Here is a 22,394-nt window from a genome sequence, read left to right on the forward strand (position 1 = left end):
ACATCTTAGGGTGCGCTGAAGTACGCTGTGGGGTTGCATGATAATAACCAGAAACAGGAAGTAACATGACAATCCGTATAGCGATAAATGGCTTTGGCCGAATTGGCCGTAGCGTTTTACGCGCATTGTATGAATCAGGTCGCCGGGCAGAGATTTCAGTCGTTGCTATTAATGAGTTGGCTAATGCAGAAGGAATGGCCCATCTGTTGAAGTATGACTCTAGCCATGGGCGATTTGCTTGGGATGTTCGTCAGGAATGCGACAAATTATACGTCGGGGACGATATTATCCGGCTGATACATCAGCCAGAAATTGGGCAGTTACCCTGGGGTGAGTTAGGAATTGATGTCGTTCTGGATTGTAGCGGCGTGTATGGTAGCCGTGCTGATGGTGAGGTGCATTTAACCTCCGGTGCCAAAAAGGTACTGTTTGCCCATCCCGGTGGCCATGATTTAGACGCTACAGTGGTTTATGGTGTTAATCATCAAGATTTACAGGCAGAGCATCGAATTGTTTCCAATGCTTCCTGTACCACGAACTGTATTATTCCTATTATTCAGTTGTTGGATGTGGCTTATGGCATCGAGTCCGGCACTGTCACCACCATTCATTCATCAATGAATGACCAGCCCGTTATTGATGCTTATCATCAGGATTTACGCCGTACCCGGGCAGCCAGTCAGTCAATTATTCCGGTTGATACTAAACTGGCGGCAGGGATTACCCGCATATTTCCGAAGTTTTGCGACAGGTTTGAAGCAATCTCGGTGCGGGTACCAACCATCAACGTCACCGCGATAGATTTAAGTGTCAGCGTGACAAGCCCGGTTGGCGTGGCTGAGGTTAACCAGCTTTTGCAAAAGGCAGCAAGAGGTTCATTTCGTGGTATAGTTGACTATACGGAATTACCATTGGTGTCGACCGATTTTAACCATGATCCGCACAGTGCGATTGTTGATTGCACCCAGACGCGGGTGAGTGGGCAGCACCTAATTAAGACGCTGGTATGGTGCGATAACGAATGGGGTTTCGCCAATAGAATGTTGGATACGACATTGGCGATGGCCAGAAGTGGTTTCTAGTATGGCATGCTAACATATTGTTTTTCCGTGATTTATTGCGGTTTCATCAACGGTTGGTGTGCAGCTTATGCAACTTTAAAGAGAATCAACAAGAGGATTCACCATGTCTGTAATTAAGATGACCGATCTGGATCTGGCTGGCAAACGCGTGCTGATCCGTGCGGACCTCAATGTTCCGGTAAAAGAGGGCAAAGTGACTTCAGATGCGCGTATCCGTGCATCTCTGCCGACAATTGAGGCAGCACTGAAGCAAGGCGCTAAAGTAATGGTTACTTCTCACTTGGGTCGCCCGACCGAAGGCGAGTACAACGAAGAGTTCTCCTTGCTGCCAGTCGTTAACTACCTGAAAGACAAATTGTCTGCTCCGGTACGTCTGGCGAAAGATTATCTGGATGGCATTGAAATTGCAGCTGGCGAGTTGGTTGTTCTGGAAAACGTTCGCTTTAACAAAGGCGAAAAGAAAGACGACGAAACTCTGTCCAAGAAATATGCCGCACTGTGTGATGTGTATGTGATGGATGCTTTTGGTACAGCTCACCGTGCTCAGGCTTCTACTCACGGTGTGGGTAAATTTGCGCCTATCGCCTGTGCCGGCCCGCTGTTGTCTGCCGAGTTGGAAGCATTAGGTAAAGCACTGGGTAACCCAGCGCGTCCAATGGTCGCCATCGTTGGTGGTTCTAAAGTTTCGACCAAACTGACTGTACTGGGTTCACTGTCTAAAATTGCAGACCAGCTGATTGTCGGTGGCGGTATCGCCAATACCTTTGTTGCCGCTCAAGGCAACAACGTAGGTAAATCTCTGTATGAAGCAGACCTGATTCCAGAAGCTAAACGCCTGCTGGAAACTTGCAATATCCCAGTTCCTACCGATGTTCGTGTTGCTACCGAGTTCTCTGAAACAGCCACTGCGACACTGAAACCAGCTAACCAAATCAAAGATGACGAGCAAATTCTGGATCTGGGCGACGAGTCTGCGGAACGTCTGGCTGAGATCCTGAAAAACGCCAAAACCATTCTGTGGAATGGCCCGGTTGGTGTGTTCGAGTTCCCTAACTTCCGTAAAGGGACCGAGATTGTGGCGCGCGCCATCGCAGAGAGCGAAGCATTCTCTATCGCAGGCGGCGGTGACACTCTGGCAGCAATCGACTTGTTCGGCATTGCTGACCAAATCTCTTACATCTCTACCGGCGGCGGCGCTTTCCTTGAGTTCGTAGAAGGGAAAAAACTGCCAGCGGTTGTGATGCTGGAAGAGCGCGCTAAGCAGTAATTTAGATAACGGGGGGCGAAAGCCGCCCGTTTCACTTTTAACTCACCGCCTGCGGGTGTGAGTAGTGTGAAAACCGATTTACATTTAGGGCCTATCCTCCCGGATAGCTGCTATCTTCAGTCGACGAAACAGGACAACTTACATGTCTAAAATTTTTGATTTCGTAAAACCAGGTGTCATCACAGGTGATGACGTACAGAAAGTCTTCGCAGTAGCAAAAGAAAACAAATTTGCTCTGCCTGCGGTTAACTGTGTCGGCACCGACTCTATCAACGCAGTGCTGGAAACAGCAGCCAAAGTGGGCGCACCCGTTATCGTTCAGTTCTCTAACGGTGGTGCAGCATTCATCGCAGGTAAAGGCGTGAAGACTGACGTACCACAAGGTGCTGCAATTCTGGGCGCTATCTCTGGCGCACACCATGTACATCAGATGGCTGAGCATTACGGTGTTCCTGTTATTCTGCATACCGACCATTGCGCCAAGAAATTGCTGCCATGGTTAGACGGCTTGTTGGATGCGGGTGAAAAACACTTTGCTGCCACTGGCAAACCACTGTTCTCTTCTCACATGATTGACCTGTCCGAAGAGTCTCTGGAAGAAAACATTGAAATCTGTAGCAAATACCTGACTCGTATGTCAAAAATCGGTATGACGCTGGAAATCGAACTGGGTTGTACTGGTGGTGAAGAAGATGGCGTGGATAACAGCCATATGGACGCATCTTCTCTGTATACTCAACCACAAGACGTTGATTATGCGTACGAAAAACTGAACGCTATCAGCCCACGGTTCACCATCGCTGCCTCTTTCGGCAACGTACACGGTGTTTACAAACCAGGTAACGTGAAACTGACCCCAACGATTCTGCGTGACTCTCAGGATTATGTTTCTAAGAAACACAATCTGCCGCATAACAGCCTGAACTTCGTGTTCCACGGCGGTTCAGGTTCTACTGCTGCTGAAATCAAAGAAGCAGTAAGCTACGGCGTAGTGAAAATGAATATCGACACCGATACCCAGTGGGCAACATGGGAAGGTATTCTGAACTACTACAAGAAGAACGAAGGCTATCTGCAAGGCCAACTGGGTAACCCAGAAGGTGCTGATAAGCCGAACAAAAAGCATTACGACCCACGTGTGTGGTTACGTGCTGCTCAGGTAAGCATGATCGCTCGCCTAGAATTGGCATTTAAAGAACTGAACGCAATCAACGTACTGTAATTCAGTTTTTTGCCATACGCTTAAAGGCCCCTCTGGGGCCTTTTTACATTATTATCGGATACATCGATTAAGTCACATTCACAATATTCATCTTTAAATATGATTCAATCATTCTCTTTCTAAGTGCTGTTGACATATAAAACACAAGGAGGTGCTGATGGATTTCATATATTCATGATTATTCTGTTTTTTTGAATTATGAACCTGAATAAACAAGAATAATCCTATAATTCCTTCTTTTTAAGTGATAAGGCAATAACTAAAGTGCTGAGATAGATAACCTATTACATGGTTTCTTTTTTTATCGATTTAAGAGGAATAACTATATGGAAGAGCTGAATGTTGTTGACGGTATTAATGAAGCGACAGTTTGGTTGGTGAATAATAAGGATCTATTAATCATATATATAGTTAATATTCTGATGGCATTGCTTATTCTGATTATTGGTGTCATTGTCGCAAAAGTTTTTTCAAATTCAGTTCAAAGAATGATGAGTGCCCGTGGTATCGATTCTACCGTTGCTGATTTTATTGCTGCAATTGTTCGATACAGTATTCTGGTCTTTACCTTTGTTGCAGTATTAGGCCGCCTCGGTGTTCAAACCACCTCAGTTATTGCTGTTATTGGTGCCGCAGGTTTAGCGGTCGCACTCGCTTTGCAGGGATCACTCTCCAACCTTGCTGCCGGGGTATTATTAGTGACATTCCGGCCATTAAAGGCGGGAGAACAAGTTGATCTGGCCGGTGCTGCCGGGACAGTTGTTCAAGTACAAATACTATCGACAACATTGCGTGCTCCCGATGATAAAATTATAGTCGTGCCAAATAGTAAAATAATCGCCAATAATATAATTAATATCAGCAGGGAGCCTAATCGTCGTACCGATATGATGATTGGAGTAGCCTATAATGCAGATATAGATCTGGTGAAAAAAGTGCTGGGAGATATTATCTCTGCAGATGTTCGAATTATACATCAGCGTGGCGTTATTGTTAGATTACATGAAATGGCAGCTTCATCACTTAATTTCACTGTCAGAGTTTGGACGGCCAATGTGGATGCTATGCCGGTTTACTGGGATCTGATGGAAAATTTCAAACGTGCATTGGATGCCAATAATATTGGCATTCCTTATCCGCAGATGGATGTACATTTACATTCAGTAACATCGACGGCGCCGGAATAAACTTCAGTCTGTTATTGCTCAGTTGTTGATATCTGAATAACACGGGAAATTCAGTGGTTAGCCATATTCAAATTTATTTTTGAATTGGCTTTTTTGTTTTCATGCCTTGGGGATACTACCGTTAATCCCCTATTAATTATCATGATATAAAATATTATTCGTTACCCTCGCCAGATTGTTCGCTAAACTAACCTACGACTTATTGTTATTTTATGTGTAATTTTCTCCAGTCATGGGGACTTTTTTGTAGGATGGTTTAAATGGAAGAGTTAAACGTAGTTGATAGTATCAATGAAGCCAGTAGCTGGTTTATTAATAATCAGGATTTGCTGATTCAATATGCTGTCAATCTTGTTGCGGCGCTGCTAATCCTGATTGTCGGTTCAATTATTGCCAAAGTGGTCTCACGGATGCTTGGCCGGGTAATGAAGCTACGGGGCATTGATGTCACGGTGGCAGATTTTCTGGCAGCAATGGTGCGTTACAGCATTCTGGCCTTCACTATCGTTGCTGTACTGGGCCGTCTTGGAGTACAAACTGCCTCGGTGATTGCCGTTATCGGTGCTGCCGGTTTAGCCGTCGGTTTGGCGTTGCAAGGCTCACTGTCCAACTTTGCCGCTGGTGTACTACTGGTGGCCTTCCGTCCGTTTAAAGCGGGTGAATATGTCGATCTGGGTGGTGTCGCTGGTACCGTGGTACAGGTACAGATTTTTTCAACCACGCTGCGCACAGTTGATGACAAAATCATCGTAGTGCCAAATGGCAAAATCATTGCTAACAATATCATCAATACTAGCCGTGAACCGAACCGTCGTACTGATATGGTTATTGGCGTAGCTTATGATGCTGATATTGATGTGGTGAAGAAAGTTCTGGGCGATATCATTGCCGCTGATTCACGTATTATGCATGACAAAGGCGTGACCGTACGCCTCAATGAAATGGCAGCGTCCTCACTAAACTTCACTGTGCGAGTCTGGACCACCAACGGCGATGCAATGGACGTATATTGGGATTTGATGGAAAACTTCAAACGTGCGTTGGATGCCAATAAAATTGGCATTCCTTACCCGCAGATGGATGTGCATTTGCATCAGGTCGCCACTGCAGAATCGACTCCGTCAGCATAAAAGCAGTGAATGATGTTAATACGGGCTGCTATCGGCCCGTTTTTTCTTATTTTCCCGTTTATCCTCGATACCCATTTACTCGCCATTAGCTTTACTTATAGTTGATAAGAAATATCAATTTCCTCTGATGATTTTCTCCCCGTAATATGCTGCTAATTGCTTTCCTCTTTTCTCAGTGAATTCTGATGATTATTTAAAGGTAACAGTATGTTAGCTGTGTTTTTACAAGGTTTTGCTCTTAGCGCCGCCATGATTTTGCCTTTGGGGCCACAAAATGCGTTTGTGATGAATCAGGGAATTAAGCGGCAGCATCATTTAATGAGTGCTGGGCTTTGTGCGCTCAGTGACATCATCTTGATTTGTGCTGGTATTTTTGGCGGCAGTGCTTTATTAAGCCGTTCACCACTGTTGCTGGCTCTGGTGACTTGGGGTGGTGTGGTTTTCCTGCTGTGGTATGGCTGGGGAGCACTGCTAGCAGCCTGGCGGGGGGAGAATACCTCATCCTCTGCTGTCGCCGGTACACAGGGGCGCTGGCGCATCATCGTGACGCTATTGGCGGTGACTTGGCTTAATCCACATGTTTATCTGGATACCTTTGTGGTGCTGGGGAGTTTGGGGGGGCAACTCTTACCTGATGTCCGGCCTTGGTTTGCATTTGGCGCCGTAAGCGCCTCTGTTACTTGGTTTTTTGCCTTGGCGCTATTAGCTGCATGGTTATCACCGTGGCTAAACCGTTCGACCTCGCAGCGGGTGATTAATCTGTTGGTCGGAGGCGTGATGTGGTTTATTGCTTTTCAGTTGGCGTGTCAGGGGTTAAATCTGTGATTTTTTATCACTAATCTGAATCCCATGACCCCTAAGATATGCTACGGTTGATGTGTTAATCAGATTACCGACAGCAAATGAATCATCTTGCCAATGAGATACATGTGAGTGTAATTAACTGCAAATGTGTTTGTGACTAATTAAATTCACTGGTTATCTAGCTGCAGCTAATTTATTTGTTATGCATATTTTAGGAGGCTTCCGTGAAGTTGAAGACATTGGCTTTGGCCGCAATGATGGGATTAGGGACGTTACCTTTGGCGCTACAAGCTCAAGCCGCCGAAGTGCCAGAAGGGCCGCATGTTGTCACCTCCGGTACTGCCAGTGTGGATGCGACTCCAGATATTGCCACAATCGCTATTGAAGTCAGTGTGTCTGCCAAAGATGCCGCAGATGCCAAAAAACAAGCGGATACCCGCGTCTCACAATATTTTGATTTCCTACGTAAAAGTGGCATCGATAAGAAAGATATTAACGCTGCCAATATCCGCACCCAGCCTGAATATGATTACCAGAAAACCGGTGAAGCAGTATTGAAAGGCTACCGTGCCGTGCGTCAGGTTCAAGTCACACTGCGCCAGCTTGAAAAATTAGACGACCTGCTGGATGGCGCACTCAAGTCTGGCCTTAATGAGATTCGTGCAGTCGAACTGGGTGTCGCTAATCCAGAGACTTACCGTGAACAAGCGCGCAAAAAAGCCATTGAGAATGCCATTAGCCAGGCCGGTTCTTTAGCGGAAGGGTTTAAGGTCAAATTAGGGCCGGTTTATAGCATTCGCTATCATGTTGCGAACTACCAGCCAATGCCGGTAGCGCGTATGTTTAAGAGCGCTGAAGCCGCGCCCGCGACAGATGCAGCTCAAACTTACGAGCAACAAACCATCCACTTTGATGATCAGGTCGATGTCGTGTTTGAGCTAAAAACCGCTGCCAGCACACCAGCAGCGGCGGCTAAATAAAAGCTAGTCTTGCCGTAATACCTGACGCCCGTAAGATAACAGGGCGTCAGTGACTTTTCTCATCGTCCGGCTTTCTGGCGCAAATCGATGCCAGAACAACATCCGCCGTTGCAATAATCCCGGGGTCAAATCAATCAGCTCACCGGACGCCAATTCTTTTTCGATTTGCAAATGCGGGATCATACAGCAAGTAGTGCCTTGCCTCGCTAGTTGCACAAAGGCTTCTGAGGAGTTAACGATATGGCAGGGGACACTCCCCGGCGATAAATCGAAATTCTGCTGCAAAAACGCCTGATGCATATCATCCAAATGGTCAAAAGCTACCGCTGGCGCTTTCAGCAAGGCTGAACGAGTGACGCCATTGGGAAAATAACGCTCTGCGAAAGGTTTCGACGCAACAAACAGATAATCCAGCGCCCCCAATTGATCGACCAAACAACTTGGTAGTGGTTGCGGTTGGATACTAACCGCGCCCACGACTTCACCACGGCGCAAGCGTTCTTGTGTTCGGGTTTCATCTTCGACTTGTAAATTAAGCCGAATCGGGGAGTCAGCCAACACCGGTTTCAATGCTGGAAGTAACCAGGTTGCCAGACTGTCGGCGTTGACCGCCAGCGACAGTAGCAAAGGGGTATCCCCGCCATTGTCATTGCCGAGCCACTCCTCCTCCAGCAGTTCAACCTGATGCAGTAATGCGAGCAACTTCTGCCCTTGTTCCGTTGGGCGAGGGGGGACTGTGCGCACCAATAGAGGCTGACCGAACAGGTTCTCTAACTGCTTAATGCGTTGAGATACCGCCGATTGGGTGATACAGAGTTTTTGTGCCGCGCGTTCAAAACCGCGTTCACGGATCACCGCGTCCAGCGCTTGTAGCGTACGGTAGTCTGGGCGTTTCATCGGAGTCATCTCTCCAAATATTAAGTTGATATCGCACTATGCCACATTTTGATCATTTTTCTATGTCGGAATGCCTGAGTGCTCGCCACAAATAAACGGACATAACTGTGAGCTTGCTAGAATTAACCGTATCCTAAACGGGCTTTATTGCGGCGATTTCTGGTGTATATGCTCTATAATGACCTCAGGTTTTCTTTCATATCAAGGCGCGAATTTACCATGACTCAGGATGAACTTAAAAAAGCAGTGGGCTGGGCAGCATTAGATTATGTCAAACCTGGCACTATTGTTGGGGTCGGGACCGGCTCAACTGCGGCACATTTCATTGATGCTCTCGCTTCCATCAAAGGCCAAATTGAAGGGGCGGTTTCCAGCTCTGACGCATCTACAGCCAAGCTGAAAAGTTACGGTATTCAGGTATTTGATTGCAACGAAGTAGATACGCTGGATATTTATGTCGATGGTGCAGATGAAATTAACGGCCAGATGCAGATGATTAAAGGGGGCGGTGCCGCCCTGACGCGTGAGAAAATTATTGCCGCTATAGCGCGTAAATTCATCTGTATTGCCGATGCATCCAAGCAGGTTGACGTGTTGGGTAAGTTCCCGCTGCCAGTAGAAGTTATTCCGATGGCTCGCTCTTATGTTGCCCGTGAGCTGGTTAAATTGGGTGGGTTACCGGAATATCGCCAAAATGTTCTGACCGATAACGGCAACGTTATTCTGGATGTCCATAACCTGACTATTTTAGATGCAGTCGCGTTAGAAAATAAAATTAATGGCATTGCTGGCGTTGTCACTGTGGGGTTATTTGCCAACCGGGGTGCTGATGTGGCTCTGATTGGCACCGCTGACGGTGTGAAGACTGTGCTTCTAAAGTGATCAGTTAAACCTTGCTCAGGGTGTGGTTTATTGACTTCACCCTGATAATTATTGTCTTTAAATATCTTTTCTTTAAATGGTTAAATTTGGTGATATATATCACAATTTTGCATTTCATTTTATTAACCTGCCATTAACTCTCCCTCAGCCAGTTTTTTATTCCATAAATTAACATCCGCACTGATTGTTATGCTGATAGACAGGCAATCGTTTGTATTGCCGCCCGCGTAATATTTGTTATGTTGGCAGGGTGCTGACCGGATTCATTCGATATCGGCAGCCACATCTGAAGTCTGAAAATAGGGTCGGGGACATGGCAAAAGTATCACTGGAGAAAGACAGAATTAAGTTTCTGTTAGTGGAAGGGGTGCACCAGAGCACGGTTGATAATCTGCGTGCGGCCGGTTATAGCAATATTGAATATCATAAAGGTGCCTTAGACACCGAATCACTGAAAGAATCTATTCGTGATGCTCACTTCGTCGGGATTCGATCGCGTACGCATCTGTCCGAAGAAGTTTTTGCTGCAGCAGAAAAATTAGTTGCAGTAGGTTGTTTCTGTATCGGGACTAATCAGGTTGATTTAAATGCGGCAACCAAACGCGGTGTGCCGGTATTCAATGCACCTTTCTCCAATACCCGTTCGGTCGCCGAAATGGTACTGGGCGAGTTACTGTTGATGTTCCGTGGTATTCCCTCAGCTAATGCCAAAGCGCATCGTGGCGAGTGGAATAAGTTGGCGGTTGGCTCCTATGAAGCCCGTGGCAAAAAGCTGGGTATCATCGGGTATGGTCATATCGGTACTCAGTTGGGTATTTTGGCTGAAAGTGTCGGCATGAAAGTCTTCTTCTACGATATCGAGAATAAGCTGTCGTTGGGGAATGCGCAGCAGGTTCGCCATCTGTCTGATTTATTGAACATGAGTGACGTGATAAGCCTGCATGTGCCAGAAAATCACTCCACTAAAAATATGATTGGCCCAGAGCAATTAGCACTGATGAAGCCCGGTGCGATGTTGATTAACGCCTCACGCGGTACCGTGGTTGATATTCCGGCGCTGTGTGATGCATTGGCTAGTAATCATCTGGCCGGTGCGGCAATTGACGTTTTCCCTGAAGAGCCAGCAACCAATAAAGACCCGTTCAATTCACCATTGTGCGAGTTTGACAATGTGTTATTGACTCCGCATATCGGTGGCTCCACTCAGGAAGCGCAGGAAAATATCGGTGACGAAGTGGCCGGTAAACTGGCGAAGTACTCTGACAACGGTTCAACGCTGTCTGCGGTTAACTTCCCAGAAGTTTCTCTGCCAGCCCACGGCGACAATACCCGCCGTCTGCTGCATATCCATGAAAACCGTCCTGGCATTCTGACCAGCATTAACAAAATTTTTGCTGAACAGAACGTCAATATCGCGGCGCAATATTTGCAAACCAGCGCTGAAATCGGTTACGTCGTTATCGACGTAGAAACTGATGATGCGGAAAATGCAGAAAAAGCATTGTTAGCCATGAAGGCGATTCCAGGGACTATACGCGCGCGTTTATTGTACTAACATATTCTTCGTCTTGGCGTTGCTGCCTAGCGGCAACGTCAATGTCTTTGGGTATGGTTATGTGATGTCCGCGTGAGTAAAAAATGACTGAACACCCGCTATCACGAGATTTCGGGTGTTTTTTTATGCGGAAAATCTTGGTTCACCACCGCCAGACTTTTTCCGGTGTGACTATCTCGGGTAGTGGTACATCCCAATGTTCACTGGGTAAATATTCTACGCGCTGACAATCATGAGCAAGACCAATAGGATAGGGGCCGCCACGCTGCCAGTGTTGTAGTGTGCGGTCATAAAAACCACCCCCCATCCCTAAGCGCTGTCCGTGTTGATCGAATGCCACCAGCGGGGTTATCACCACATCTAGCTGGTTTAGGGGCAGAACATCGCGCACATCTAACTGAGGTTCAAAGATTTTCAGCCGGTTACGTATAAGCTGGCTATCAGGCCGATAGCTGAGAAAGAGTAAATTCCCGGGGCTGAAGGGGTGAAGAACAGGGAGATAAACTTGCTTTTTCTGCTGCCACAGCAACTCGATAACCGGGTCAGTATTCAGCTCGCCATCAAAAGAGAGAAATATCGCGACCGTATTCGCTTGTTGAATTTTATGGTGGGAGGCGAGATGACTGGCGGCGAGATGAGCTGATTGCTGCTGTTGCTCCGGAGTGAGCAAGCGCCGGCGCTCACGAATTTCACTGCGAATTTTTTGCCGCTCAAGGGCATGTTGCGGATTCAAGGGCATTTTATTGACTTAAAAAACAAGTTGTTAACTAAGTAAGGAGGAAATTGCCTGTATCACAACGAACGTGATAACCCAAAAGTGCCGGTTACACGATAAGAAAGGGATCTCCGAGATGCCGCCGCAGGCTGTAACCCTTGAACCCATGGTTCAAGGTGAACGCAGCGTCGCAACCTTAAGGCTTCTCGGCGGACCGAGCATGCGCACCGGTTACGGAGGCACTACATTCTGTTGGTATTAAATATCGGCTCAGGGGACTGACCCGCTGACAAACACCTCAGAGAAATTCTTTACTCACTGCTGAATCTATCATTCAACAGAGATTTATTCAAATTGTGCATCCTGACGTTCAGAGATGCGACCCTGTTCAAGCAATGCCTGTTCAATGGTCTGTTGTAGCATTCGTATACGTTGCTCCATATTGGAAGCATAGTCACGGGTTTTTAATCTTTCCTGAGCTAATTCGTGACATACGTTCAATGCCGCGATAAAAACTAACTGCTCAGTATTGGTGACTCTAGTGCGAACTTTCAGATCTTGCAACCGTTGGTTAAGATCTTCTGCTGCCATGTTCAACGCATCTTGTTGTTCTGGCGGACAATTAACTCTTAACGAGCGACCAAAAATTTGAATATCTACCGGTTGTGCAGACATGCGACCTTCCTGACTAATTTCGCGCCAGCCCTGAAAACCAGAGGCAAATTGCTCGTAGCTGCAAAGCGGGCGTCACTATATATACCTCGATACCAAGATACAACCCCTTTATCCCCCATCTTTCAAATTGCAAATCTGTTTGCTGCCTTCCTGCATATTGAAATCTATAGGGTATATAGCGTTGCGTTTTCTGGTATAGCGACCTTTCTTGGTGGTAGCATAACACGAACTTATCCTGCCAACGATGACCAATACGCATGTCTATAGAGAATACATTACCGACTTACCAATCACTTGCCCTGGCATTGAACCAGCAAGCAGTGGCATTAACCCCCGCTGAAATGCATGGTTTGATCAGCGGAATGCTCTGTGGTGGCAGTAAAGACAACGGTTGGCGCACCTTGGTGCATGACCTGACCAATGAAGGTGTCGCGTTTTCACAATCACTGGATTTACCGTTACAACAGTTACATGAAGCAACACAAGAAGCGCTGGAAAACGAAGGTTTTATGTTCCAGTTATTGATTCCTGAAGGGGAAGAGATCACGGTTTTTGACCGTGCTGATGCATTATCAGGCTGGGTTAACCATTTCCTGCTAGGGCTTGGGATGCTGCAACCGAAGCTGGCGCAAGTGAAAGATGAAGTCGGCGAAGCGATCGATGATTTGCGTAATATCGCTCAGTTAGGGTATGACGAAGATGAAGATCAAGAAGAACTGGCTCAGTCATTGGAAGAAGTGATTGAGTATGTGCGTGTCGCGGCAATCTTGTGCCATATCGAATTTACGCAAGAAAAGCCGACAGCTCCGGAAATACGTAAGCCGACATTACACTAAACAAATCCATGTTGTGTTTTGAATGATGAAAACCGGATATTTCAGGAGGGTGTGATGACTCAGCAAGAATACCAGAACCGCCGTCAGGCGTTGTTAGCGAAGATGGCTCCAGGCAGTGCAGCCATTATTTTTGCCGCACCAGAGGCCACACGCAGCGCGGATTCCGAATATCCTTATCGGCAGAATAGCGATTTTAGTTACCTGACGGGTTTCAATGAGCCGGAAGCGGTATTGATTCTGGTGAAAAGTGATGAGACACACAACCACAGCGTATTGTTTAACCGGGTACGGGATTTAACTGCTGAAATCTGGTTTGGTCGTCGTTTGGGGCAAGAGGCTGCGCCTACAAAGTTAGGGGTCGATCGCGCATTACCTTTTAACGAAATCGACGAACATCTCTATTTGCTGCTTAATCGCCTTGATGTGGTCTATCACGCGCAGGGCCAATATGACTATGCCGATAAAATTGTGTTTGCCGCGTTGGAGCGATTACGCAATGGTTTTCGTAAAAATCTGCGCGCACCAGCAACTTTAACGGACTGGCGTCCATGGCTGCATGAAATGCGTCTGTTTAAGTCAGAAGAAGAAATTGCGGTGATGCGCCGCGCTGGTGAAATCAGTGCGTTGGCCCACACTCGCGCGATGGAAAGATGCCGTCCGGGGATGTTTGAGTACCAGTTGGAAGGGGAAATTCTGCATGAGTTTACTCGCCATGGTGCGCGTTATCCGGCATATAACACGATCGTTGGTGGCGGTGAAAACGGCTGCATTTTGCATTACACCGAAAATGAGTGTGAGCTGCGTGATGGCGAACTGGTACTGATTGACGCGGGTTGTGAATATCAGGGTTATGCGGGCGACATCACGCGTACCTTCCCGGTGAATGGCAAGTTTACCCCGGCGCAGCGTGAGATTTATGACATCGTATTGGCATCCATCAACAAATCACTCGAACTATACCGGCCCGGCACCAGTATTCGTGAAGTTACAGAACAGGTCGTGAGGATTATGATTACCGGCTTGGTCAATTTGGGCATCCTGAAAGGTGATGTTGAACAACTCATTACTGAGCAGGCGCATCGGCCATTCTTTATGCATGGTTTGAGCCACTGGCTGGGGATGGATGTGCATGATGTTGGCGATTATGCTAACAGTGATCGTGGGCGTATTCTTGAACCTGGCATGGTGCTAACCATTGAGCCTGGGCTGTATATCGCGCCGGATGCCGACGTGCCGCCACAATATCGCGGTATTGGTATCCGAATTGAGGATGACATCGTGATTACTGCCGACGGTAACGAAAATCTGACCGCCAGTGTAGTAAAAGATCCCGATGCAATTGAAGCTCTTATGGCGGCAGCGAGATAACTGATGAGCGTGATAATTGTCGGCGGCGGTATGGCTGGTGCAACATTGGCGTTGGCTATTTCATCCCTTACGCAAGGGGCTGTGCCGGTGGCACTGATTGAAGCCCAACTGCCGGATAATCGTCAGCACCCGGGTTTTGATGCCAGAGCCATCGCACTGGCGCAGGGAACATGCCAGCAGCTCGAGAATATCGGTGTTTGGTCGGCATTGGCCGATTGTGCCACCGCCATTGAACATGTTCACGTCAGTGATAACGGGCATTCTGGCTTTGTGAATTTACGGGCGCAAGATTATCGTGTACCGGCGTTGGGTCAGGTGATTGAGCTGCACGATGCGGGGCAACGGTTATTTGCTTTATTACAGACAGCGCCGGGCGTCACTTTGTATTGCCCGGCAAAAGTAGTGGAAGTGACCCGCACGACAGAGTCAGCTAATGTGATGCTGGATGACGGCCAGCAGCTGAGTGCAAAATTGCTGGTGGCGGCGGATGGCTCTTATTCTGCATTAGCTCAGGCGTGCAATATTCAGTGGCAGCAGCAGGATTACCAACAAATTGCAGTGATTGCTAATGTTACTACCTCTGAACTGCCCAATGGCCGCGCCTTTGAGCGGTTTACCCGTAATGGCCCATTGGCATTATTACCTATGTCGCAAGGGCGCAGTTCGCTGGTTTGGTGTCATGCCAAAGAAGATAAACAACACGTCGATAGCTGGGATGATGCCCGTTTTCTGGCAGAGTTACAGCGGGCTTTTGGTTGGCGTCTAGGGAGATTTCTTCATGCGGGCAAGCGTCATAGCTATCCATTGCAGTTGTTGACCGCCTCACGGCATATTAGCCATCGTTTGGCATTGGTCGGTAATGCGGCCCAAACACTGCATCCGATAGCGGGTCAGGGTTTTAATCTGGGTTTGCGCGATGTGATGTCGTTGGCTGAAACCATCGCACAAGCAGGTGAAGATCCCGGCGACTATGGTGTACTAAGCCAATACCAACAACGGCGACAGCAAGATCAACAGGCGACTATCGGGGTGACTGATGGCTTAATTCACCTGTTTGCCAATCGCTATGGGCCACTCGTGGTTGGACGTAACCTTGCTTTGATGTCAATGGAATGTATCCCTACCATTCGAGATGCTTTTGCGAGGCGGACGCTGGGCTGGGTTAAGCGCTAGCGTTGTCTTCTCTTCATCTTTCAAGTGGCGGGCGTGTTGGCTGCTCTTGGTCACCTGAACGACTGACGGGTATATGCTCATCGGAATGATCTCGTTTGCCAGCCTCTCGCATCCTGAAATCTATTGGGTAGGCAAAGTGAGTATTTATTAAGGAATACTTTTTAATGCAATCATATGACGTAGTGATCGCCGGTGGCGGAATGGTCGGTCTCGCACTGGCTTGCGGCTTACAAGGCAGTGGTCTGCGTATTGCCATTCTGGAACATCAGCCAGCGCAGGAACCACTATCTGCTCCTGTGACCGGTGAATTGGCGCTGCGAGTCTCGGCGATTAATGCGGCCAGTGAGCGCTTACTGCAAAAAATTGGCGTGTGGGACAGTATCTTAGCGCTACGCGCCAGCCCCTATCGTGGTATGGAGGTTTGGGATCAGGACAGCTTTGGGAAAATTGCATTCCACGCGAATGAATACGGCTTCAGTCACCTCGGTCATATTATCGAAAATAGCGTCATCCAGCAGGCTTTGTGGCAGCGGGCCAGCCAATTGGCCGATGTTACTCTATTGGCCCCAGCGAGCCTAAAACAGGTCGCTTGGGGGGAAAGTGAGGCTTTTATCACGTTGACTGACGAGCGAATGCTCAGTGCCAAGTTAGTGGTTGGGGCTGATGGTGCGAACTCTTGGTTGCGTCAGCATGCGGATATCCCGCTGACATTTTGGGATTATGCCCATCATGCACTCGTGGCGACTATTCGCACTGAAGAGGCCCATCAAGCGACTGCGCGCCAAGTGTTTCATGGTGATGGTATTCTGGCTTTCCTGCCTTTTAGCGACGCTCATCTTAGTTCTATTGTCTGGTCATTACCGCCTGAACGAGCCGCCGAATTGGCTGTGTTACCCTCCGAGCAATTTAATCATGAGCTGGGGATCGCCTTTGATATGCGGCTGGGGCAATGCCAGCTTGAGAGTGAACGCCAGACTTTTCCTCTGACGGGGCGCTATGCTCGTAGCTTTGCTGGCCACCGTTTGGCGCTGGTGGGCGATGCCGCTCACACGGTCCACCCATTGGCTGGGCAGGGGGTAAACCTCGGCTTTATGGACGCCGCCGAGTTGGTTTCTGAGCTTCGACGTTTACAACATCAAGGGAAAGATATCGGCCAACATCTCTATCTGCGCCGTTATGAACGTCGCCGCAAACACAGTGCTGCGGTGATGCTCGCCAGCATGCAAGGTTTTCGTGACTTATTTGACGGCCGGCACCCCGCAAAGAAATTGCTACGCGATATCGGGTTAACATTGGCAGATAACTTACCGGGTGTAAAACCACAGCTCGTGCGTCAGGCGATGGGGTTAAATAGTTTACCCGATTGGCTAGAGCAGCCCCAATAAGGCTATTTTATTTGTCATTTTGAATTTGGGTCGTGCTCGAAATCTTCACGTGCTGCTTGTACGTTCTGGCTAATTCACGGTACTCACCCTGATGAGCCCCTTAAAAGGGGCCTGCAAAATGCATCCATTTCGTCTGTACGCTGTCTGTATCCATTATTTATTCGCAAACAGTTGGCAGCAACAATTACGCCTATTGGGAGTGATGACTCGGATATCGTCCTCTCAGTTGAAATAATCTAATTTCAGTGTGGTTTTCGCATTAGTTTTTTTCACGCATAACTAAAACCTGAAAAGTTGAATACGACAGAGTTTTGGTTGTTTAGTTATATAACATCGTAATTTTTACTGTTTAATTGTTAATTGTGTGCCTAAGTACGCAGTTTTGTAGTGGAAAACTCTGCACAATACCCCCGCCTTTTGCTTTCTTACCGCCTGTTATTGCCTATTTTAGCTTATGGTTACCTGATGAATTCGGTGATAACGTTGGGTAAAAGGTATCGTTTGCGTCGTGTGACTCATGCCTGTTTTTCTGGGGTTTATAGTACCGATACCAGACACTCATTACATGTGACCCAAAGTGAAGGGAATAAAGATGGCTAAGCAGACCCCTCTGTATGATCAGCACGTGGCATGCGGTGCACGCATGGTAGATTTTCATGGCTGGATGATGCCATTGCATTATGGTTCCCAAATCGACGAACACCATATCGTGCGTACCGATGCTGGTATGTTCGATGTCTCGCATATGACTATTGTCGACCTGCACGGTGCCCGCACCCGTGAGTTCTTACGTTATTTATTGGCCAATGATGTTGCCAAACTGACCCAGCCGGGCAAAGCCCTTTACACTGGGATGCTGAATGCTTCCGGTGGTGTCATCGATGATTTAATTGTCTACTTCCTGCGCGAAGACTATTTCCGTTTAGTGGTTAACTCTGCCACCCGCGATAAAGACTTGGACTGGATAATTCAGCATGCGCAGCCTTATCAGGTTGATGTCACTGTACGTGATGACTTGGCGCTGGTTGCGGTACAAGGCCCCACAGCACAGCAGAAAGTGGCTACTTTACTGACCCCTGAACAGCAACAAGCCATTTCGGGCATGAAGCCGTTTTTTGGTATTCAAGTTGACGATTTGTTTATTGCCACTACGGGTTATACCGGTGAAGCCGGTTATGAGATCGCGTTGCCAAAAGAGCGGGTAGTTGAATTCTGGCAGCAATTGTTGGCAGCGGGTGTGAAACCTGCTGGGCTGGGCGCGCGCGATACTTTGCGTTTGGAAGCCGGGATGAACCTCTACGGTCAGGAAATGGATGAGGGTATTTCACCACTCGCCGCCAATATGGGGTGGACTGTAGCTTGGCTGCCAGAGGACCGTCAGTTTATTGGCCGTGAAGCACTGGAACAGCAACGTGCCAACGGCACAGAGCAACTGGTCGGCTTGATCATGACCGAAAAAGGCGTATTACGTAATGAGTTGCCAGTGCATTTCTCTGATGCTTCGGGCAATCAGCATGTAGGGGTGATAACCAGCGGTTCTTTCTCACCCACACTGGGCTTCAGTATTGCGTTAGCGCGTGTTCCTGCGGGTATCGGTGAAAGCGCAGTGGTACAAATCCGTAACCGTGAAATGCCGGTACGGGTCACAAAACCGGGTTTTGTGCGGGCGGGTAAACCGGTCGCGCTGTAAATTTGTCTGTCATTATTCCGAATTAAACGAGCCAACATTTTTCGGCTCAACCCTTTTTAAGGAGCAGCAATGAGCAATGTACCAGCAGAATTGAAATATGCGTCATCTCACGAGTGGGTTCGTGCCGATGGTGATGGCGTCTATAGCGTCGGGATCACTGAGCATGCACAAGAACTTCTGGGCGACATGGTGTTTGTTGATTTGCCTGAAGTGGGCAGCGAAGTTTCTGCTGGCAGCGATTGCGCTGTTGCCGAGTCAGTTAAAGCGGCCTCAGACATTTATGCTCCTATTAGCGGTGAAATCATCGCCGTGAATACCGAACTGGAAAGTTCACCAGAACTGGTCAACAGCGCACCCTATACCGATGGCTGGTTGTTCAGCATCAAAGCCTCTGATGAAGGTGAGCTGGCAAATCTGTTAGATGCCGAGGCTTATTTAGCGTCTATCGAAGAGTAAATGAAGTTAGGGCTATTTTATTTGCCATTTTGAGTCTGGGCGGTGCTCAGAATCCTTACCTACTCATGATTTACAAGGTCATGGTGTAGGTTCTGGTTCTGGTGCACTGTCTGAGTCCAAATTGCCTGCAACAATGACGCCCTATGAGAAAGCCCAGCTTCCCGTCCCATGCTCTATTCAGGAATTTGTAGCAAATGACTCAAAATCTCAGCCAGCTCGAACATAACGATGCTTTTATTCAGCGCCATATTGGCTCCTCCGCTGAACAGCAGCAACAGATGTTGGCCGCCGTTGGCGCCAGCTCGTTAAGTACCTTAATCCAGCAGATTGTCCCGGCAGATATCCAATTGCCAAGCCCGCCACCAGTCGGTGATGCTGCGACGGAACATCAAGCATTGGCGGAACTTAAAGGGATTGCCAGCCAGAATCAGCGCTATAAATCTTATATTGGCATGGGTTACAGCCCGGTGCTGACGCCACCGGTTATTCTGCGTAATATGCTGGAAAACCCAGGTTGGTACACAGCCTATACTCCTTATCAGCCTGAAGTTTCTCAAGGTCGCCTCGAAGCACTGTTGAATTTCCAGCAATTGACTCAAGACTTGACCGGTCTGGACTTGGCATCTGCCTCTTTATTGGATGAAGCGACTGCTGCGGCTGAATCTATGGCGTTGGCCAAACGCGCCAGTAAGCTAAAAGATGCGAATCGTTTCTTTGTTGCCGATGATGTGCACCCGCAAACGTTAGATGTAGTCAAAACCCGTGCAGAAACTTTTGGGTTTGAAGTCATTGTTGATAGCGCAGACAAAGTGCTGGAGCTAGAGGGCGTTTTTGGTGTGCTACTGCAACAAGTGGGCACAACCGGCGAATTGCATGATTACTCAGCACTGCTATCTGAACTGAAAAAACGTAAGATTATTACCAGTGTTGCCGCCGATATTATGGCATTAGTGCTGCTCACTGCTCCGGGTAAACAGGGCGCTGATGTGGTCTTTGGTTCGGCACAGCGCTTCGGTGTGCCGATGGGCTACGGTGGCCCACATGCCGCTTTCTTCGCTTGTCGTGACGAATTTAAACGTTCGATGCCGGGCCGGATTATCGGGGTATCCCGTGATGCAGCCGGCAATACCGCGTTGCGTATGGCGATGCAAACCCGTGAGCAACATATTCGCCGCGAAAAAGCCAATTCCAATATTTGTACTTCTCAGGTGCTATTGGCGAATATCGCCAGCTTGTATGCGGTATATCATGGCCCGCAGGGCTTGCAGCGTATCGCTGGCCGCATTCATCGCATGACCGATATTTTGGCTGCTGGCTTGCAGCAGGCCGGTTTGACTCTGCGCTTCCAGCACTGGTTCGATACCTTAACTGTTGAGGTTAAAGACAAAGCGGCAGTGCTGGCTCGAGCATTGAGCTTCGGGATTAACTTGCGCACTGATATTCATGGCGCGGTAGGTGTCACATTGGATGAAACCACCTCCCGTGAAGATATCCAGACACTGTTTGCTTTATTGGTGGGCGATGACCACGGTTTAGATATTGACCAACTTGATGCCAAAGTGAGTCAGGATAGTCAGTCAATTCAGCCATCTATGTTACGTCAAGATCCTATTTTGACTCATCCGGTGTTTAACCGTTACCACAGTGAAACCGAAATGATGCGTTATATGCATCGTTTGGAACGCAAGGATTTGGCGCTGAATCAGGCGATGATTCCGCTGGGTTCTTGCACCATGAAGCTAAATGCGGCGGCTGAAATGATCCCGATCACTTGGCCAGAATTTGCGGAATTGCACCCATTCTGCCCGCCAGAGCAAGCTGCCGGTTATCAGCAGATGATTGGTCAACTATCACAATGGTTGGTGCAACTGACCGGCTACGATGCCGTGTGCATGCAGCCAAACTCAGGTGCGCAAGGTGAATATGCCGGATTGCTGGCTATCCGCCGTTACCATGAGAGTCGTAATCAGGCGAGTCGTCATATCTGTTTGATCCCAAGTTCTGCTCACGGTACTAACCCCGCATCTGCACAAATGGCTGGAATGTCTGTGGTGGTCGTGGCTTGTGATAAACAAGGCAATATTGATTTGCATGATTTGCGCCAAAAAGCGGGCGAGGCGGGGGATGAACTGTCTTGTATTATGGTGACTTACCCGTCAACACACGGGGTGTACGAAGAAACCATCCGTGAAGTTTGCCAGATTGTTCATCAGTTTGGCGGTCAAGTTTACCTTGATGGTGCGAACATGAATGCGCAGGTGGGGATTACGACTCCGGGCTATATCGGCGCGGATGTCTCTCACCTTAACTTGCACAAAACGTTCTGTATCCCACACGGTGGTGGCGGCCCAGGCATGGGGCCAATTGGTGTTAAAGCGCATTTGGCACCTTTTGTTCCCGGCCACAGCGTGGTGCAAATTGACGGCATGACCACTCAGCAAGGGGCGGTTTCTGCGGCTCCTTTCGGCAGCGCGTCAATCTTACCCATCAGTTGGATGTATATTCGCATGATGGGGGCCGATGGCTTAAAACAAGCCAGTCAGGTTGCTATTTTGAATGCCAACTACATTGCCACTCGCCTGAAAGGGGCCTATCCGGTGCTGTATACCGGGCACGATGGCCGTGTAGCGCATGAATGTATTTTGGATATTCGCCCGCTGAAAGAAACAACCGGAATCAGTGAGATGGACATCGCCAAGCGCTTGATAGACTTCGGTTTCCATGCGCCAACCATGTCCTTCCCAGTGGCCGGCACTTTGATGGTGGAGCCGACTGAATCTGAAAGTAAAGTCGAGCTAGACCGCTTTATCGATGCCATGTTGGCTATCCGCGCTGAAATCGAGAAGGTAGCCCGCGGTGAATGGCCATTGGAAGATAACCCATTAGTCAATGCACCTCATACTCAGGGTGAGTTAGTCGGTGACTGGCGGCATCCATACAGCCGCGAGTTGGCGGTATTCCCTATTGCAGGTGTGATGGAGAACAAATACTGGCCGACTGTGAAACGTCTGGATGATGTCTACGGTGACCGTAATCTGTTCTGCTCATGTGTGCCAATGGCTGATTACGAATAGTTTGATACATTTCCCT

General features: G+C 48.2%; 20 protein-coding genes and 1 other RNA gene. 17 read left to right on the top strand and 4 right to left on the bottom strand.

Features of this window, described 5'->3' with window-relative positions; translation table 11 throughout:
* Positions 1-65 precede the first annotated feature (65 nt).
* The 7 genes from epd to ACIOG0_RS03910 all read left to right on the top strand — a co-directional run bounded on the left by epd (position 66) and on the right by ACIOG0_RS03910 (position 7,672).
* Positions 66-1,082: an erythrose-4-phosphate dehydrogenase gene (gene epd, locus ACIOG0_RS03880; RefSeq protein ID WP_050097982.1), complete on the top strand. Its 1,017-nt coding sequence runs from the start codon at positions 66-68 to the stop codon at positions 1,080-1,082.
* Positions 1,083-1,185: 103 nt separating this feature from the next.
* Positions 1,186-2,349, top strand: coding sequence for a phosphoglycerate kinase (gene pgk, locus ACIOG0_RS03885; protein ID WP_050140243.1), 1,164 nt, complete (start codon positions 1,186-1,188; stop codon positions 2,347-2,349).
* Positions 2,350-2,491: 142 nt separating this feature from the next.
* Positions 2,492-3,571 carry a class II fructose-bisphosphate aldolase gene (fbaA, locus tag ACIOG0_RS03890; protein ID WP_050097984.1) on the top strand — a complete coding sequence of 360 codons (1,080 nt, stop codon included), beginning with the start codon at positions 2,492-2,494 and terminating at the stop codon, positions 3,569-3,571.
* 326 nt (positions 3,572-3,897) lie between these two features.
* The gene (mscS, locus tag ACIOG0_RS03895; protein WP_050140244.1) at positions 3,898-4,758 is read left to right on the top strand and encodes a small-conductance mechanosensitive channel MscS; all 861 of its coding nucleotides are present in this window, start codon (positions 3,898-3,900) and stop codon (positions 4,756-4,758) included.
* A gap of 260 nt (positions 4,759-5,018) precedes the next feature.
* Complete coding sequence (gene mscS, locus ACIOG0_RS03900; protein WP_050097986.1) at positions 5,019-5,888, top strand: small-conductance mechanosensitive channel MscS; 870 nt, start codon at positions 5,019-5,021, stop codon at positions 5,886-5,888.
* A gap of 207 nt (positions 5,889-6,095) precedes the next feature.
* Complete coding sequence (gene argO, locus ACIOG0_RS03905) at positions 6,096-6,713, top strand: arginine exporter ArgO (protein ID WP_050097987.1); 618 nt, start codon at positions 6,096-6,098, stop codon at positions 6,711-6,713.
* Between the two features lie 203 nt (positions 6,714-6,916).
* Positions 6,917-7,672: an oxidative stress defense protein gene (locus ACIOG0_RS03910; RefSeq protein ID WP_050097988.1), complete on the top strand. Its 756-nt coding sequence runs from the start codon at positions 6,917-6,919 to the stop codon at positions 7,670-7,672.
* A gap of 3 nt (positions 7,673-7,675) precedes the next feature.
* Here the strand turns inward: ACIOG0_RS03910 and ACIOG0_RS03915 are convergent, their stop codons facing one another.
* Entirely contained in the window at positions 7,676-8,569 is an 894-nt protein-coding gene (locus tag ACIOG0_RS03915; protein WP_050097989.1) for a LysR family transcriptional regulator ArgP, read from the bottom strand.
* 219 nt (positions 8,570-8,788) lie between these two features.
* Between ACIOG0_RS03915 and rpiA the strand changes: the two genes are divergently transcribed.
* Both rpiA and serA read left to right on the top strand, forming a co-directional pair.
* Positions 8,789-9,451, top strand: a complete 663-nt coding sequence (gene rpiA, locus ACIOG0_RS03920) for a ribose-5-phosphate isomerase RpiA (RefSeq protein ID WP_050097990.1) — start codon at positions 8,789-8,791, stop codon at positions 9,449-9,451.
* A gap of 313 nt (positions 9,452-9,764) precedes the next feature.
* Entirely contained in the window at positions 9,765-11,006 is a 1,242-nt protein-coding gene (gene serA / locus ACIOG0_RS03925; RefSeq protein WP_050097991.1) for a phosphoglycerate dehydrogenase, read from the top strand.
* 142 nt (positions 11,007-11,148) lie between these two features.
* Here the strand turns inward: serA and ACIOG0_RS03930 are convergent, their stop codons facing one another.
* The 3 genes from ACIOG0_RS03930 to zapA form a co-directional block, all read right to left on the bottom strand.
* Positions 11,149-11,745 carry a 5-formyltetrahydrofolate cyclo-ligase gene (locus ACIOG0_RS03930; protein WP_050296072.1) on the bottom strand — a complete coding sequence of 199 codons (597 nt, stop codon included), beginning with the start codon at positions 11,743-11,745 and terminating at the stop codon, positions 11,149-11,151.
* 100 nt (positions 11,746-11,845) lie between these two features.
* Positions 11,846-12,029, bottom strand: a non-coding RNA gene (gene ssrS / locus ACIOG0_RS03935) — 6S RNA.
* Between the two features lie 37 nt (positions 12,030-12,066).
* Positions 12,067-12,396 (bottom strand): cell division protein ZapA, encoded by a 330-nt coding sequence (gene zapA, locus ACIOG0_RS03940; RefSeq protein ID WP_004706812.1) that lies wholly within the window; start codon positions 12,394-12,396, stop codon positions 12,067-12,069.
* A gap of 257 nt (positions 12,397-12,653) precedes the next feature.
* Between zapA and ACIOG0_RS03945 the strand changes: the two genes are divergently transcribed.
* From ACIOG0_RS03945 to gcvP, 8 genes are all read left to right on the top strand, one after another.
* Positions 12,654-13,232 carry a YecA family protein gene (locus ACIOG0_RS03945; RefSeq protein WP_004706810.1) on the top strand — a complete coding sequence of 193 codons (579 nt, stop codon included), beginning with the start codon at positions 12,654-12,656 and terminating at the stop codon, positions 13,230-13,232.
* Positions 13,233-13,286: 54 nt separating this feature from the next.
* A complete protein-coding gene (pepP, locus tag ACIOG0_RS03950; protein WP_050097993.1) occupies positions 13,287-14,600 on the top strand; it encodes a Xaa-Pro aminopeptidase in 1,314 nt (437 codons plus the stop codon).
* Positions 14,601-14,603: 3 nt separating this feature from the next.
* Complete coding sequence (gene ubiH / locus ACIOG0_RS03955) at positions 14,604-15,773, top strand: 2-octaprenyl-6-methoxyphenyl hydroxylase (protein ID WP_128451587.1); 1,170 nt, start codon at positions 14,604-14,606, stop codon at positions 15,771-15,773.
* Positions 15,774-15,937: 164 nt separating this feature from the next.
* The gene (gene ubiI, locus ACIOG0_RS03960; RefSeq protein WP_128451586.1) at positions 15,938-17,158 is read left to right on the top strand and encodes an FAD-dependent 2-octaprenylphenol hydroxylase; all 1,221 of its coding nucleotides are present in this window, start codon (positions 15,938-15,940) and stop codon (positions 17,156-17,158) included.
* A gap of 387 nt (positions 17,159-17,545) precedes the next feature.
* Positions 17,546-17,758 carry a hypothetical protein gene (locus ACIOG0_RS03965; protein ID WP_155409026.1) on the top strand — a complete coding sequence of 71 codons (213 nt, stop codon included), beginning with the start codon at positions 17,546-17,548 and terminating at the stop codon, positions 17,756-17,758.
* The gene (gene gcvT / locus ACIOG0_RS03970) at positions 17,751-18,848 is read left to right on the top strand and encodes a glycine cleavage system aminomethyltransferase GcvT (RefSeq protein WP_128451585.1); all 1,098 of its coding nucleotides are present in this window, start codon (positions 17,751-17,753) and stop codon (positions 18,846-18,848) included. The genes ACIOG0_RS03965 and gcvT overlap by 8 nt, the downstream gene beginning before the upstream one ends.
* Before the next feature lie 69 nt (positions 18,849-18,917).
* Positions 18,918-19,304 carry a glycine cleavage system protein GcvH gene (gene gcvH / locus ACIOG0_RS03975; protein ID WP_050097997.1) on the top strand — a complete coding sequence of 129 codons (387 nt, stop codon included), beginning with the start codon at positions 18,918-18,920 and terminating at the stop codon, positions 19,302-19,304.
* Between the two features lie 194 nt (positions 19,305-19,498).
* A complete protein-coding gene (gcvP, locus tag ACIOG0_RS03980) occupies positions 19,499-22,378 on the top strand; it encodes an aminomethyl-transferring glycine dehydrogenase (protein WP_050097998.1) in 2,880 nt (959 codons plus the stop codon).
* The last annotated feature ends 16 nt before the right edge of the window (positions 22,379-22,394 follow it).

This window comes from Yersinia vastinensis (assembly GCF_044905075.1).
Taxonomy (GTDB): Bacteria; Pseudomonadota; Gammaproteobacteria; order Enterobacterales; family Enterobacteriaceae; genus Yersinia; species Yersinia vastinensis.

Bases quoted from the DNA above. Each gene is read 5' to 3' on its own strand.
- epd (WP_050097982.1), top strand. From the start codon at position 66: ATGACAATCCGTATAGCGATAAATGGCTTTGGCCGAATTGGCCGTAGC.
- pgk (WP_050140243.1), top strand. From the start codon at position 1,186: ATGTCTGTAATTAAGATGACCGATCTGGATCTGGCTGGCAAACGCGTG.
- fbaA (WP_050097984.1), top strand. From the start codon at position 2,492: ATGTCTAAAATTTTTGATTTCGTAAAACCAGGTGTCATCACAGGTGAT.
- mscS (WP_050140244.1), top strand. From the start codon at position 3,898: ATGGAAGAGCTGAATGTTGTTGACGGTATTAATGAAGCGACAGTTTGG.
- mscS (WP_050097986.1), top strand. From the start codon at position 5,019: ATGGAAGAGTTAAACGTAGTTGATAGTATCAATGAAGCCAGTAGCTGG.
- argO (WP_050097987.1), top strand. From the start codon at position 6,096: ATGTTAGCTGTGTTTTTACAAGGTTTTGCTCTTAGCGCCGCCATGATT.
- ACIOG0_RS03915 (WP_050097989.1), bottom strand. From the start codon at position 8,569: ATGAAACGCCCAGACTACCGTACGCTACAAGCGCTGGACGCGGTGATC.
- rpiA (WP_050097990.1), top strand. From the start codon at position 8,789: ATGACTCAGGATGAACTTAAAAAAGCAGTGGGCTGGGCAGCATTAGAT.
- serA (WP_050097991.1), top strand. From the start codon at position 9,765: ATGGCAAAAGTATCACTGGAGAAAGACAGAATTAAGTTTCTGTTAGTG.
- ACIOG0_RS03930 (WP_050296072.1), bottom strand. From the start codon at position 11,745: ATGCCCTTGAATCCGCAACATGCCCTTGAGCGGCAAAAAATTCGCAGT.
- zapA (WP_004706812.1), bottom strand. From the start codon at position 12,396: ATGTCTGCACAACCGGTAGATATTCAAATTTTTGGTCGCTCGTTAAGA.
- ACIOG0_RS03945 (WP_004706810.1), top strand. From the start codon at position 12,654: ATGTCTATAGAGAATACATTACCGACTTACCAATCACTTGCCCTGGCA.
- pepP (WP_050097993.1), top strand. From the start codon at position 13,287: ATGACTCAGCAAGAATACCAGAACCGCCGTCAGGCGTTGTTAGCGAAG.
- ubiH (WP_128451587.1), top strand. From the start codon at position 14,604: ATGAGCGTGATAATTGTCGGCGGCGGTATGGCTGGTGCAACATTGGCG.
- ubiI (WP_128451586.1), top strand. From the start codon at position 15,938: ATGCAATCATATGACGTAGTGATCGCCGGTGGCGGAATGGTCGGTCTC.
- gcvT (WP_128451585.1), top strand. From the start codon at position 17,751: ATGGCTAAGCAGACCCCTCTGTATGATCAGCACGTGGCATGCGGTGCA.
- gcvH (WP_050097997.1), top strand. From the start codon at position 18,918: ATGAGCAATGTACCAGCAGAATTGAAATATGCGTCATCTCACGAGTGG.
- gcvP (WP_050097998.1), top strand. From the start codon at position 19,499: ATGACTCAAAATCTCAGCCAGCTCGAACATAACGATGCTTTTATTCAG.